Annotated in this window: 12 protein-coding genes and 1 pseudogene; 5 read left to right on the plus strand and 8 right to left on the minus strand. The window is 60.7% G+C overall.

Features of this window, described 5'->3' with window-relative positions; translation table 11 throughout:
- Nucleotides 1-25 precede the first annotated feature (25 nt).
- Entirely contained in the window at nt 26-916 is an 891-nt protein-coding gene (locus SS05631_RS20815) for a transglutaminase domain-containing protein (RefSeq protein WP_037418634.1), read from the minus strand.
- Nucleotides 917-1453: 537 nt separating this feature from the next.
- Between SS05631_RS20815 and SS05631_RS20820 the strand changes: the two are divergent.
- Nucleotides 1454-2432 (plus strand): annotated as a pseudogene (locus SS05631_RS20820) (IS91 family transposase); the annotation flags it as partial.
- A 408-nt stretch (nt 2433-2840) separates the two neighbouring features.
- On the opposite strand, the gene SS05631_RS20825 reads toward SS05631_RS20820, so the two are convergent.
- Nucleotides 2841-3692: a sugar phosphate isomerase/epimerase gene (locus SS05631_RS20825; RefSeq protein ID WP_037418637.1), complete on the minus strand. Its 852-nt coding sequence runs from the start codon at nt 3690-3692 to the stop codon at nt 2841-2843.
- A 299-nt stretch (nt 3693-3991) separates the two neighbouring features.
- Between SS05631_RS20825 and SS05631_RS20830 the strand changes: the two genes are divergently transcribed.
- From SS05631_RS20830 to SS05631_RS20845, 4 genes are read left to right on the plus strand one after another with little or no spacing between them, the layout of a single operon-like run.
- A complete protein-coding gene (locus SS05631_RS20830; RefSeq protein ID WP_037418639.1) occupies nt 3992-4879 on the plus strand; it encodes a sugar phosphate isomerase/epimerase in 888 nt (295 codons plus the stop codon).
- A gap of 55 nt (nt 4880-4934) precedes the next feature.
- Entirely contained in the window at nt 4935-6104 is a 1170-nt protein-coding gene (locus tag SS05631_RS20835; protein WP_037418642.1) for a mandelate racemase/muconate lactonizing enzyme family protein, read from the plus strand.
- A 2-nt stretch (nt 6105-6106) separates the two neighbouring features.
- A complete protein-coding gene (locus SS05631_RS20840; protein ID WP_037418645.1) occupies nt 6107-6799 on the plus strand; it encodes a FadR/GntR family transcriptional regulator in 693 nt (230 codons plus the stop codon).
- Between the two features lie 25 nt (nt 6800-6824).
- Nucleotides 6825-7799 (plus strand): NAD(P)-dependent oxidoreductase, encoded by a 975-nt coding sequence (locus tag SS05631_RS20845; protein WP_037418648.1) that lies wholly within the window; start codon nt 6825-6827, stop codon nt 7797-7799.
- 118 nt (nt 7800-7917) lie between these two features.
- Here SS05631_RS20845 and SS05631_RS20850 read toward each other — a convergent pair whose 3' ends face one another.
- The 6 genes from SS05631_RS20850 to SS05631_RS20875 form a co-directional block, all read right to left on the minus strand.
- A complete protein-coding gene (locus SS05631_RS20850) occupies nt 7918-8994 on the minus strand; it encodes an ABC transporter ATP-binding protein (RefSeq protein ID WP_037418651.1) in 1077 nt (358 codons plus the stop codon).
- Nucleotides 8994-10103, minus strand: coding sequence for an ABC transporter ATP-binding protein (locus tag SS05631_RS20855; protein ID WP_037418654.1), 1110 nt, complete (start codon nt 10101-10103; stop codon nt 8994-8996). Before SS05631_RS20855 ends, SS05631_RS20850 begins: the two co-directional genes overlap by 1 nt.
- Nucleotides 10100-10303, minus strand: a complete 204-nt coding sequence (locus SS05631_RS20860; protein WP_037418656.1) for a hypothetical protein — start codon at nt 10301-10303, stop codon at nt 10100-10102. The genes SS05631_RS20855 and SS05631_RS20860 overlap by 4 nt, the downstream gene beginning before the upstream one ends.
- Nucleotides 10300-11259 (minus strand): carbohydrate ABC transporter permease, encoded by a 960-nt coding sequence (locus SS05631_RS20865; RefSeq protein WP_037418660.1) that lies wholly within the window; start codon nt 11257-11259, stop codon nt 10300-10302. Before SS05631_RS20865 ends, SS05631_RS20860 begins: the two co-directional genes overlap by 4 nt.
- 1 nt (nt 11260) lies before the next feature.
- Nucleotides 11261-12166: a sugar ABC transporter permease gene (locus tag SS05631_RS20870; RefSeq protein WP_037418663.1), complete on the minus strand. Its 906-nt coding sequence runs from the start codon at nt 12164-12166 to the stop codon at nt 11261-11263.
- Between the two features lie 149 nt (nt 12167-12315).
- Nucleotides 12316-13623 carry an extracellular solute-binding protein gene (locus tag SS05631_RS20875; RefSeq protein WP_037418665.1) on the minus strand — a complete coding sequence of 436 codons (1308 nt, stop codon included), beginning with the start codon at nt 13621-13623 and terminating at the stop codon, nt 12316-12318.
- Nucleotides 13624-13867: the final 244 nt, after the last annotated feature.

Here is a 13867-nt window from a genome sequence, read left to right on the forward strand (position 1 = left end):
GGCTACCTGCTACGACTGGCATAGCCTAAAGGGCCAAAAAGTTACTGTCGCGAATTTGGGAGTTATGCAACCTAACAGTCATAGGTTCGCCGCGAGGGAAGCTGATAACCTCGTCTGGCAAAGGCCAGTCGGCGATAGTTTCCGGCTCGTCATCCCCATCAACAGCAGCGGTCCTGAGCCGTGAAGCGAGATGGTCTAATGTTGCTCTCGCCTGGGAAGACAACTCGGTTGAATTGGGGGAGAGGTCCTTCGAGAGACCCCAGTAGTCCCATGGTTTCAGCTCTAGCTTACGCAGGGCTGCCACTTCTCGCAGCAGGCTTCCCGCGACGAACCACTCCCCCGCAAGGTTGAGGCTCGATACGCCAAATCGCGAGGCCAACTCCGGATCGCCCATGATCCGAAACCATGCCTCGCTTGCTGTAATGAACCGCTCGCTCGGCACATCCAGGGTGTCGAAAGAAACTCCCCCGATAGCCTCAAACTCCACATCAAGCCGTTTCCAACGCCTGCCGTCGTGCCATTCGCAAAGCCAATGATCTTCCCAATGGTCAGGCACCAGATAGTCCGCAAACCCGACACGAAGGCGAGCCGGGGTGCCGCGCTCCCGAAAACTACTCACCACCATCATGGCAAAATCCCGGCATACGCCGCCCACCTTAGGCTGCGCGGCATCGCTTTCAAGCAGCTTGCGTTCCACGGCGACCGACAGAATTTCGGCCACGGAGCGAAGCTCCAGATCGGCTATTTGTTGAGGTTTGAAGCCTCGTATTTTGGATTCAAACCCGCGAGGATGCTGCATGAATGAGCTAATCCACCCGGCGATCAGGTTCGGTTCGCCACCACCGCCCATCAACGTTTCGCGATACGGGCCGGGTTCCGAATAGATGCTTTGAGAAGCATAAAAGGTTCTGCGCATTGTCGTCCCTTTCCAGTTGAGGATTGAGACACGACAAGAAGGGCAAATTTTCAAAAATTGTCAATCGGTGGGCTCAGGTCGCATTCGCGGGTCGGCGCGGCTGGCCATTGGCCGTCTCGATCGGCGTCAGCGATGTGAGGCTTGCCGGATTGCTGTGTATCGATCTCAAGGATGCATTACGCGCGCCGTAATGGCCCTCGGGGGCCAGAGTGAGTGACGTCTGCTTTCGGAAAGAAGCCACTGCGGCCCCGATGACCGATATAGGGCGCGAAGCGGTCATTCAATCTTGAAGACAGCAAGGTCTCCTCAGGGCCGATTGTGGCCGCTGATCGGGGTCTGGCCGTACGACTGCTGTTGGTCGACTCTTCGCGTTCAACACCGTCGAAGACGGGTGGATTGTCGCCATAGGAGCTTCGGTGCCAGAATGACCAGCATGCCGATGGAACGGACCTTCGCCCTGTCTCCAAATAACGACCGGGTGGCGACTTATGGGGGATCTGACCCTGAGGCGTCGGCTGGAATGAAGCGCGCGGCGGGGTGTCCCGGCAAAAGCTGGAGGTCGCTGACATCTTCCGAGCCTATGGTCCTGCGTGGCGGCGAGCCAATGCCGGGCATGTCAGCCTGACCCAGCTCAAGGTCATGGCGGCGATCGAAGCCTGCCGAACCGAGGCGCTCGGCGGGCATGTGGCTGCTTGCACCAAGTGCGGGCATAACCACATCGCCTATAATTCCTGCAAGAACCGGCACTGCCCGAAGTGCCAAGCACCCGCGGCGCGGGACTGGTTGGCCCGTGCCGAAGACCTGCTGCCGATCGAGTATTTCCACGTGGTTTTCGCCCTGCGGGCCGAGCGCCCAGATCGCTTACTGGAACAAGAAGGCTGTCTATGACCTGCTGCTTCGGGTATCGGCCGAGACGCTGAGCACCATCGCCGCCGATACCCGGCACCTTGGCGCGCGCATCGGCACAACCAGCGTGCTGCACACCTGGGGATCGGCGCTGACCCATCACCCGCATGTGCACATCATCGTGCCCGGCGGCGGGCTGTCGCCGGATGGCAGGCGCTGGATCTCATGCCGCCCCCGGGTTCTTCCTGCCCGTGCGGGTTCTGTCGGCTGCTGCGATCTGATGTTCTACGGTGATCTGGCCGGGCTTGCAGAGATTGACGCCTTCGCCGCCTGGCTGGCCCCCGTCCGCAAATCCGAATGGGTCGTCTACGGCAAGCCCCCTTTCGGCGGTCCCGAGGCCGTACTGGCCTATCTCAGCCGCTATACCCACCGGGTGGCGATCTCCAACAGCCGCTTGATCAGCGCCGATGCCGAGGCGGTCACTTTCCGCTGGAAGGACTACCGGGTCAAGACCGCCGACCGACAAAAGGTCATGCGGCTGGCCACCGACGAGTTCATCCGTCGCTTCCTGCTCCATGTGCTGCCCGACGGTTCCCGCCGCATCCGTCACTACGGCCTGCTGGCTAGTGGGGGGCGCAAGACCAATGTCGCAAAGATCCGCGCTCTGCTTGGAGCGGAAACGGGCAAACAAGATGATCCGCCAGGCGCTGAGGCGATCCCGCTCACTCTGAGAGAGCCATGCCCCGCCCTTTTGCTTCTGACGTCAGCGCCGAAGTCCACAACACACGCCGCGGCCCCTTGCTTTCCCCCTAGGTCCCACCCAGCCTCCGCGGCTTCTCCTTCCAAGGTTTGTCAACGTGGGCCGCCAACGCCAGCGGCAGACGTCAAACTCCGGCCCGCATCGAAAAACCTTCAGGGATGCGAAGCGACCGGACAGCGGCTTTGCTGTGGTAAGTGGCGGCTCAGCTGAATTCGCCCGAATGTCTCCTTTCGCCGTTCCTGATCTCATGCGGGGAGATGCCGCGCAGGGCCATTCCGACTAGAGCCTCTATGATCTCTTCCATCGGCAGGGCGCCCGTCATGCCGCTGCCCGCCATCCGTTGCGAATGTGACGATATCCATCGCGATAGACCGCTTCGGGCGTCTCGGAGAAATCGCGCCAGACCTTCGTTGCGGCCGCAAGGTCCTTTAATGCACGACCGAAAGCCTCGATCGTCAGCCAGCCGTCATAGCCGCTCGCGCGTATCGCCTCGAAAGTCTCGGACCACGGGATGTTCCCGCGGCCCGGCACGCCACGGTCGTTCTCCGAAATATGGACGTGTACGATATGGTCCTTGTTGCGGGTAAAGGCTCCGATGGGATCAGCTTCCTCGATATTGCTGTGAAAAGTGTCGTACATGGCACGAATGTTGGGGTGCCCAATTGCATCGATATGGTCGGCCAGGTCGTCCATCGTATTGACGAGATAGCATTCGAAGCGGTTCAGCGCCTCGAGCGCTACGGTGATGCCGCGTTTGGCAGCATGGTCCCCGACCGTGCGCTGCGAGGAAACCGACCGCTTTAGCTCCGCGGCGGTCGGCCCTGTGCCGGAGAACTGGCCGAGCGTGGAATGTAGCGGGCCGCTTAACGTGTCAGCGCCGAGGGCGGCCGCGCAGTCGATGACCCATTGCATGTAGGTGATGCCGCGCCTGCGCGTCGCCGGATCAGGCGAGATCAGGTTCATGGAAGGGTTGCTCATGGCGGAGACGGCCGTGCGCTCCAGCCCTATCCTATCCAGCAGGGCGCCGAGCCGACGGTAGTCGTCGGGCGTGCCGTCGAAGATTGGAATCTCGACGCCGTCGAATCCCGTCGCCTTGATGTCGCGGAGTAGCGCCTCATGTTTCCGCCCGACGCTCGTCGTCCAGAGAAACATGCACATGCCGACCTTCATCGTCCCCTCCAGATTTTCGCCAGTGTTCGTGCGTCTCCCGTAGCAGTCTGGTCATACCAAAAGTGCAGACTTGGTCAAGCCGACAGTTAATATCCAGGAGGCGCCCATCGACAAAGACACCCGGAATCCGAAGAAACAAGGAGAAACGGCGCGAGGCGGGGCTTTGTGGATCGCTTGCGGGTGACGTTAAATTGCGATAGAGCTTCTTACGGGGAGAAATTGGCCAAACCAGATAGGGCGTACCGCAAGGAAAAGGTCCCCCGTCGGTGCGGGGGCAACGACAATTTGGGAGGACGTTTATGCACCTTTCGACGCACAACTGGATGCGGGCGGAGCCTCTCGCCGTCACGCTGAAACGCATCAAGAAATACGGCTACGAGAGCATCGAGATTTCAGGCGAGCCGGCCCAGTACGACGTCAACGACACTCGCGCGCTGCTCAAGGAACACGGCATTCGCTGCTGGGGTGCGGTGACGCTGACGCTCGGCGAGCGCAACCTCGCAGCCAAGGACGAGGGCCAGCGCGCAAAGTCGGTGGACTACGTGAAGAGCGTCATAACGATGGTGAGCGAACTCGAGGGCCAAATTGTCACCCTCGTACCGGCGACCGTCGGCAAGGTCGTTCCAGATGGCACCCAGGAGGACGAATGGAAGTGGGTCGTGGATGCGACGAAGGAATGCTTCGCCCATGCCCAAAAGAAGGGCGTCCGCTTGGCAATCGAGCCGCTCAACCGGTTCGAGACTTATCTCTTCAACCGTGCAGCCCAAGCGCTTGCGCTGGCCGAGGCGGTCGATCCCGATTGCGGCGTTTGCCTCGATGCCTTTCACCTCAACATCGAAGAAGAGGACATGTATGAGGCGATCAGGCTCGCCGGGAACCGGCTTTTCGATTTCCATGTGGCTGATAACAACCGCTTTGCGGCAGGTCTTGGCCATCTCGACTGGCCGAAGATCGTCGCAACTCTGAAGGAGATCGGTTACGACGGCGCGCTCACCAATGAGTTCGTGGCGCCGGTCGACCGCACACCGGCGGCGAAATATCCCGACATGGTCGAACGCAATCCGGTCGATATCCCGCCGGAGCAGCTGAAGTTCATCCAGGACCACGGATCGAGCCTGCTGACAGAGAGGTTCTACGATGACCAGATGCGGATCACCGCCGAGACCATCCTGCCGCTGATCAAGTGAGGCCCGGTCCGAGCATGCCCTGCGGCCGGCGCGCCGCGAGGTTGGGGAGTTTGAAATGCGTATCAAGACGGTCCAAGCCTGGTGGGTTCGCATACCGATCGAAGCGAGCCGGCAGCACCGCAGCGATTTCGGACGCCTGACAACCTTCGACGCGGCGATCCTGCGCATAGAAACAGATGACGGAATCGTAGGGTGGGGTGAAGGCAAGAATGCTGCAGGCAGCGCCGGTACTTACGGCACGCTGGTGCACATGCTCAACCATGAGGTGGGCCCGCGGCTCGTCGGCCGCGACGCCGCCGACATCTCCGCTACCTGGGAGATGCTTTATAACGGGGTGCGTCACGAAACAGCGGCGATGTCGGGGCATGCGATGCCGGAACTCTCGCGCCGGGGCCTCTCCATTGCCGCGATCAGTGCCGTCGACATCGCATTGTGGGACATTCTCGGCAAGTCGCTGGGCGTGCCGGTGTGGAAGCTTCTCGGCGGGCGCAAGGCGAGCCGGTTGCGTGCCTATGCATCCGGCGGCTGGGAGAACGCCGAAAAGATCGGCGGCCAGCTGCAGTCCTACATCGCCAATGGCGGTTTCAAGGCGGTCAAGATGAGGGTCGGCGCAATGGACCGCGCGCCGCATGTCTCGGCCGCCCGTGTGCGTGCTGCCCGCAAGGCGCTGGGCCCCTCCGTGGATATCATGGTCGATGCGCATGGCACCTATACGGTTGCCGACGCGAAACGCTTCATCCAACTCGTCCAGGATTGCGACCTCGCTTGGTTCGAGGAGCCGGTGATCGCGGATGACAAGGCCGGAATGGCGGAAGTGCGCGCTGCTTCAAGGGTGCCGATCGCGGCGGGCGAGAGCGAGGCCACCCGTTTCGCCTTCCGCGATCTGGCGATGCTGCGCGCGGCTGATATCTTCCAGCCCGACCCGGCATTCTGCGGCGGCATCACGGAGGCAATGCGCATTGGTGTGATCGCCAGTGCCTTCAATCTCCGTTTTGCCCCCCATTTGTGGGCCGGTGCCCCTTGCTTCTTCTCGGGCCTGCACATCTGCGCTGCCTCTCCGGCAAGCTTTGTCATCGAATATTCCGTTGGCGCGAACCCGATGATCCACGATCTCGTCGAGGAGACTGTGGTTGTGAGGGACGGTATGATAGAGATTCCTGATAAACCCGGTTTGGGATTTACGATCAACGAGCGCGTCCTGGAGACTTACGCGCTAAGACTGTAACCATGAAAGAAAACAATCTGCTATCCGATCTAGCTGCCCATCTATTCACGAGTTCGAGCAGCAACGGGCGAACGCCATCGGAGCGAGAGCTCGCCGAGCACTTCGCCGTCAGCCGCGGGCAGCTTCGGGAGGCTTTGGCAATCCTGGAAGCCATGCGCATCGTGGAGCGCCGGGCGAAGTCGGGCATCTACCTGACGACAACGGAGGCGAGCGTCGAGGCGATCGCACTCTTTGCGCGTGCCGGCGTGCCACTGGACCCGATCGTGATCTACGAGACGGTGGAGCTCCGCAAGATCCACGAGATCAAGGCGGCGGAACTCGCCTGCGCGCGAGCGACGGAGGAGAACTACATACGCCTGCGCGAGATTCTCGCCGCCTCCGAGGCGAAGATCGCTGCAGGCGAGGGCCTCGCGCGCGAGGACCGGGATTTTCACCTGGAGATCGTTCGGGCGACGAAGAACAGCGTGTTTCACCGTGTCTGCAGCGTTTACTACACAATGGGCGAACAGCGACTTCCCATCTACTTCGCAGATATCGCCCGCAGCCGCCGCTCGCATCAAGAACATATCCGTATCTACGAGGCGCTGCTCGCACGCGACGGCAATCTCGCCCAGGCTTTGATGAATGCGCATCTACAGGGCGCGGAAAGCTACTGGAAGGGCCTCATCGGCGGACCAGCGACAGCCGCGGAATAGTCCCCGATCGGTAATGAGGAGGCCGATGAGTTTCATTTTCTCGACCCATCCCCTGCACCGCGACGCCGAGGCCATGCTGAAGGCGGCGGCCGATCTTCGCGTCGCGTCCGCTCCCGATCCCGAGACGCTGCTGCGTGAAGGCGAGGGTGCGGCGATCGTCATCGTGCGCGCGCCGATTCCGCCCGCCTTCTTCGAAGAAACAGCGGCCCTGCGCGCGGCAGTCCGGCACGGCGCGGGGCTTGACATGATACCCTATGACGCGGCCACGGCGGCCGGTGTGCTTATCGCCAACGTGCCGGCCGTCAATGCGCCGACTGTGGCGGAGCATGTCTTCATGGTGACGCTGGCGTTGCTGCGCCGGTTCCGTCCCCTGGACCGAGATCTCAGAAGCAGGGGGTGGGGTGCCGGGCGAGTCCACGCGGAGAGAGCACTCGACCTCGCCGGCCGTACCATGGGCATCATCGGCATGGGCAACGTGGGAAAGGCGGTCTTCCGGGTCGCGAAACACGGGTTTGGCCTGGAGATCGTCGCCAACAGCCGCTCGCCCGAAAGCCTGCCTGGCGGTGTGCGGTTTCTTTCGGTCGACGATCTGGTTTCGACGTCGGACATCGTCGTTCTCTGTTGCCCGCTCACGCCCGAGACGACGGGGCTTTTGAGCCGCGAGCGGATTGCGGGCATGAAGCCGGGTGCGATCCTCGTCAACGTGGCGCGCGGTCCGGTCGTGGATGACGCAGCATTGATTGAGGCGCTGGAGTTGGGCCGCATCGGCGGCGCTGCCCTTGACGTGTTCTCTGCTCAGCCCCTGCCGCTCGAGCATCCTTACTTCCGGCTGGACAATGTGATCGTGACGCCTCACCTCGCCGGCATCACTGACGAAAGCATGATGCGCATGGGAACAGGCGCTGCGGCCGAAGCGATCCGCATTTTGAAAGGCGAGTTGCCTGTCAGCCTCCGCAACCCTGAGGTCGTCGAACACTATAGGCGACGGTTTCCGGCGTAAGGCAATGGGATTACGCCCGTTCCAGATGGGACACGCATTCCATGGTCGCGTGAATGACGGGCAAATGGGCGGGAGCCACGAGCAGGATGGAGCCGATCCCGGTGTCGCCGATGACGGGTCAACGGGCGTGGCGCAGGCTCATCCCGCTTCCCCCGTCGAAGAGCACGACCTTTTCCGGATCCCAGGAGAAGCGAACAGGCTCCTCGATCTCGAGGTCGGTCTGAGCAGGCACCGTCGCATGCAAGAAGTGGTTGCCTGTGCGAAGAGTGACGATCTTCTCGACCCCATGATTTTCGACGTCATGCACGCGGGCCTCGCCGGGGGCGCCGCTTTCGAGGAAGAGATCCTCGGGGCGGATGCCGAAGGTGAGGGGCCGTCCGTCAACCGCCGTGTCGAGCGCCGCGTCAAAAGGCAATCGGTAGCCTTGGTCCGCGATGGCCTCATTGCCCGCAAGCCTGCCGGAGATCAGGTTCATCGGCGGCGAGCCAACGGCGCGTGCAACGAAAGTGTTGACCGGATTGCGATAGATCTCCTGCGGCGTGCCGGTCTGAACGAGATGGCCGTTGTTGAGTACGCCGATCTTGTCGCCCATCGACATGGCTTCGATCTGATCGTGGGTCACGAAGAGAAAGGTTGCCCCGAGATTCATCTGGAGGTTCTTGAGCTCGGTGCGGAGCGCCTCGCGAAGTTTGGCATCGAGGGCGGAGAGGGGCTCGTCCATCAGAAAGACGCGCGGCTTGCGCACGATCGCCCGCCCGATGGAAACGCGCTGCATCTCGCCACCCGACAGGCGATCCGTCTTGCGGTCGAGCAGATGCTCAATGCGGAGAGTCTTTGCGACGCGGGCGACACGCTCCTTGATTTCGGCCGGTTCGACACACCGGATGCGAGACTTGAGCGGGAATTCGAGGTTCTCGCGGACCGTGTAGCGGGGGTAAAGCGAATACTGCTGCAGCACAAGCGCCACGTCGCGTTCGGCGGCGCCCCAGTCGGCGACATCCTCGCCGTCGATGAAGATCTGTCCGCCCGTCGGCTTTTCAAGCCCGGCAATCAGCCTGAGGGTCGTCGTCTTGCCGGCGCCCGTCTCGCCGAGCAGCACGAAAAACTCTCCGTCGGCAATTTCGAAACTGAGATCCTTCAGGGCGGTATGGCCTCCGAACGTCTTGGTGATGCCTTTGAGTTCAATGTGCGCCATCAGAGCCTGATCCCAAAAGATGTGCCGGTCGTGCTGTCAAAGAAATGCGCCTGGGTGGGATTAATTCGGGCCCAGACGGCCTCGCCTGGCCTGGCTACGAAGCCGCTTTTCGTCCTTGCCCGCAGCATCTGGGGACCAACCTGCAGGTCTACGATGTCATGCGAGCCGAGCGGTTCGATGATATGGGCCTCCACGGGCACGAAGCCCTCGCGTGCTTCCCGTGAGACGAGAACCCCTTCAGGTCGCACGCCGAGGGTGATATTGCCGTTTTTGACCCCGGCGGCAGCGAGTTGGGCCGTGAGACTGGAGGGAAGATCGAAGGCGGTTGAAGCACCTCCGACCTGGACGCGTGCATGCCCCGCATCCGCGGAAATCGTCACCTCAGCCATGTTCATGACCGGACTCCCGACGAATTGCGCGACAAACATGTTGGCCGGACGAGCGTAAACCTCATGGGGGGTGCCGACTTGCTGCAGGACTCCTTCGTGCATGACAACAATACGATCGGCGAGTGACATGGCTTCGACCTGGTCATGCGTGACGTAGATCGTGGTCGAGCCCTGTTTGATATGGAGCCGCTTGATTTCGGCGCGCATCTCTTCGCGGAGCTTTGCGTCAAGCGCGCCGATCGGCTCATCCATGAGCATCGCCTTGGGACGCCGAACGAGTGCTCGGCCGATCGCCACGCGCTGCATGTCGCCGCCTGAAAGAGCGGAGGGCCTTTTTGCGAGCAGGTGGGTGATCTGCAGTGTTTTTGCAACCGCCCGGACCTCGCGCTCGATATCCGCAGGGTTGCCGCGCGTGGCGCGGAGCGGGAACGCGATATTCTCGAACACCGTCATGTGTGGGTAGAGCGAGAAGGACTGGAATACAAAGGCGATGTCCCGGTGCGATGCCTTCAAGTGCTGCACCGGCCGACCGTCGATGAGGATGTCGCCTTCATCGACCGTTTCGAGCCCGGCGATCGCGCGCAGTGTCGTCGTCTTGCCGCAGCCGGACTGGCCGAGTAGAACGATGAATTCGTTATCGGCTATGGCGAGATTGAGGTTCTTGATGACCTGAACGGCACCAAAGTGCTTTTCGATGCCGCGCAATTCAATCTGCGTCATGGATTCCTGCTCTCGTCAGTTTTCTGTTCCGGCGGGATCTTGGACGTGATCATGAAGGCAATCAGCCCGACTAACGTCATTGTCAGCCCGTAGCGATGGAGGAACAGGTTCCATGGCTGGCACAGCGCGATAATGCCTAATATCATCAGGAACTGTGAGCCTGGCTCAAGATACTTCCGGTTTATGGCACGAAAGGTCATTTGCGGATCGCTCCGAAACTCATGCCGCGCAGGAGATGGTTCCTGAGCAGGAAAGTGAAGATGGCGACCGGTAGCAGAAACAAGAAGGTACCTGCGGCAATGACGGTCCAATCCGGAAGGCCAGAGCCGACCTGGCTCGGGATGAAGGGCGGTGCCGTTTGCGCGCGCCGGTTCGTCATGATCAGCGCGAAAGCATACTCGTTCCACGCTGTGATGAAGCAAAAGACGGCGGTCGCGGCGATGCCTGTGGCAGCCTCAGGCAGCACGATCTTAAAAAACGCTTGCAGACGCGTGTAGCCGTCGACGAGCGCCGCTTCCTCATACTCCTTCGGAATCTCGTCGATGAAGCCTTTCATCAGCCAGACCGAGAAGGAGAGATTGAAAGCGGTGTAGAGGATGATGAGACCCCAATGGGTGTCGTTCAGCCCGACAGCCCGGTACATCAGGAACATTGGGATTGCCACGACCACGGGCGGCAGCATGCGTGTCGATAAGATGAAGAACAACAGGTCCGCTTCGCCCTTCATCTTGAACCGCGAGAAACCGTAAGCTGTGAAGGTACCCATGCTGACGGCGAGCACCGTTGAGGTGATCGCGACGATCAGCGAATTCATGAAGCGGTTGGGGTAACCGGATAGCTGCACCTCTCCGCGCCCCGAGCGCACCACCTTTTCACCCCCGTCGAAGACCAGCCGTTCCCACCATGGTGCGACGGCATAGTCTTCTGGCTCCGGTGCTGCACGCAGTTGAGAGCGCTTGGTGAAGAGCTTGACGAAGGGCGAGATCTCCGGCTCGAAAATGACCGTCGGCGGGATCGTCGTCGCGAGGTTGCGCGGTTTGAAGGCAGTAGACGTGATCCAGTAGATCGGGGCGAGGAAGAGCAGCGTGATGACAAGTACGGCGCCAATCGCCAGCCGATTTAGCGCGCGCTCGGAGCGAGTTTGGACGGCCGCCATCTCAGCGCTCCTTCACCCTATTGAGATACTTGACATAAATGTTGGTGATCGCGAGCACCATGATCAGCACTATGTAGGCGAGCGCGCAGGACCGGCCGGTCTGCCATTCCTGAAACGCCATCTTGTAGAGGCGAATCGAGATCACTTCCGTGGTCGGCTGGCTCGTGAGGATATAGGCGAGGTCGAAAGTCTTGAACGCCTCCATCGTGCGGAAGATGACCGCGATCATGAGGATCGGTGCCACGAGCGGCAGGGTAATGTGGAAGAAGGTGTAGAACGGTCCCGCCCGATCAATCGCCGCCGCCTCGTAAAGGTGCCTCGGCACGGCCGAGAGACCGGCGAGCGAGAGCAGCATCACGAAGGGGGACCACATCCAGATGTCGGTGATGGCGACGGCGTAGAGTGCCATGTCGGGATTCGCCAGCCATTCGAAAGAGCCGAGGCCGAGCGCGTAGTTGATGATGCCGAAGGATGGATCATAGAGCAGCTTCCAGAAGAGCCCGACCACCGCCATTGACAGCATCATCGGCAGCAGAAGCAGTGTTGTGATCAGACCCTTGCACGGAATCTCGCGGTTGAGCAGCATCGCCGTGCCGAAACCGACGACAACCTGACCGGTAACCGACACGATCACGTATTTCGCCGTAATGGCGAAATTCGCCCAGATGAATGGGTCGTTCAGCAGTTCCCGGTAGTTCTGCAGGCCGACGAAGGCGGCCGGAGCGTTCGTCGAAGCACGAAAGTCGGTGAAAGAGTAGCCGAGAGAGTAGATCAACGGGAAGATGTTGAAGACGATCAGGAACAGGATCGTCGGAATGATGAAGAGATTGCGAATCTTGATGTCGCTCAAGCCCCGCGAAGCCGCGCGCGACTTCGAATCCAGCGATGTCATAACCACGGTGGCCAATGTGCTCCTCCTCCGAGAGCCCAGCGCCGGGCGCACTTGCGCCATTCTGTTGCGCATTTCAGGAGCGCGACGCCGCGTCCGCGCGAGTATCGTTCGGTGCCGTTGAAGAAGGGGGAGGGAGCCAGGCCCCTCCCGCGATGTCTTACCCGTTAGTGGCGGCCGTACTTTTTGAAGGTCGCGTTCCAGTCCTTGGCGAGAGCGTCGAGCGCCTCCTTTGCCGTGCCCTGGCCCGCCGTCACATAAGGATAGATGCGTTGATTCATCTGGATCAGCAGCTCGGCATATTCGGGCGTTGCCCAGAAGTCCTTCACCTTGAACATGGTCTCATAGAAGGCCTTGTTATAGGGCGTCGCGTTTTGGAACTCTTCCGACTCCAGCACCTTGGCGCTTGCCGTGTAACCACCGAGTTCGGCCCAGCGCTTCTGCGTCTCGTCCTTGATGAACCACTCGAGGAATTTCATCGCCTCTTCCTTGTTTTCGGAATAGGAGACGATGGAAATGCCCTGGCCGCCGAGCGCGGCATACTGGTCGCCATTCGGGCCGGCCGGGTTGGCGAAGAAGCCGGTGACCTTCGCGTTCGGGTTCGATGCTTCATTGACCAGCGCCGGGAAGAAGGCGAAGTAGTTCATGCTCATCGCTGCCAGGTTTTCGGTGATCGCCTGGTTGTTCTCGACGAAGAAGGACTTGGCCCAGCCAGGAGGGGTGAAGCCGTAAAGCTCGCGGTAGGTTTCCAGAGCCTTGACGTTCTTTTCCGAGTTGATGATCCCGTCGACCTTGTAGGTGCTGTAGTCGCCGAGTTCTCCGCCGAAAGAGAAGATGGCGTTCTCTACGCCCATTACGAGACCGTCATAGGAGTTGTCGGTATAGATCGCGATGCCGTAGCGCTTCTGGTCCGGACGATGGAAGAACTCGGCGATGTCGCGCAACTGCTTCCAATCCTTCGGCGGGGCGAGGTCATAGCCATACTTCGCCTTGAAGGCTTCCATCTCCTTCGGGTCTTCGAACCAGTCCTTGCGATAGGACCAACCGACCGCGTCGCCCTCAGCCGGAATCGACCAGTACTTGCCGGAGTTCGCAGGATACTCCGAGTAGTACTTCACCGTGGCAGGAGCCATCACCTCGTTCAGCTTGTGCTTATTGAAGAACTCGGTGAGGTCGACGTAGTGGCCGGCCTCCGATGCGGCGCCGATCCACTGCGAGTCGCCGACGACCATGTCATAGGCCGAGCCCTTGGCGTTGAATTCGGTGAACGCCTTCGTCTGGAAATCCGCCCAAGGGGTCGTTTCGACCGTGACCTTCACGCCCGTCTCGGCCTCGTATTCGTTGACGAGCTCCTGGAGATAATTGGCCGGATCCCATTCGGCCCAGAAAATCGTCAGTTCTTGCGATTGCGCGGATGTCCCGCTGGCAAACATTAAACTGATACTGGCCAACAAGCCGGCCACTGTCTTGCGCATGATACTTCCTCCCCTTTTGTACACGCCGCCGCCTTCCCGCGGCGGTCCGTCTGTCAAATCCTCCTGATTGGCGCTTCTGCGGGCGGGGTCCTCCTCGACCCAACGTGCGTCGTGCCAGATTTCACGCCTAACGGGCCGCAGCACCAATCTGGTATTACCAAAGCTAGCGAGCGTCAAGGTCCCTGTCTCGTTGTCTAGATCTCAATTCGACGGTGCGCAGCCTGCCATGCCTGCCAAGCAGTTC

The sequence above is a fragment of the Sinorhizobium sp. CCBAU 05631 genome (genome assembly GCF_002288505.1).
Taxonomy (GTDB): domain Bacteria; phylum Pseudomonadota; class Alphaproteobacteria; order Rhizobiales; family Rhizobiaceae; genus Sinorhizobium; species Sinorhizobium fredii_C.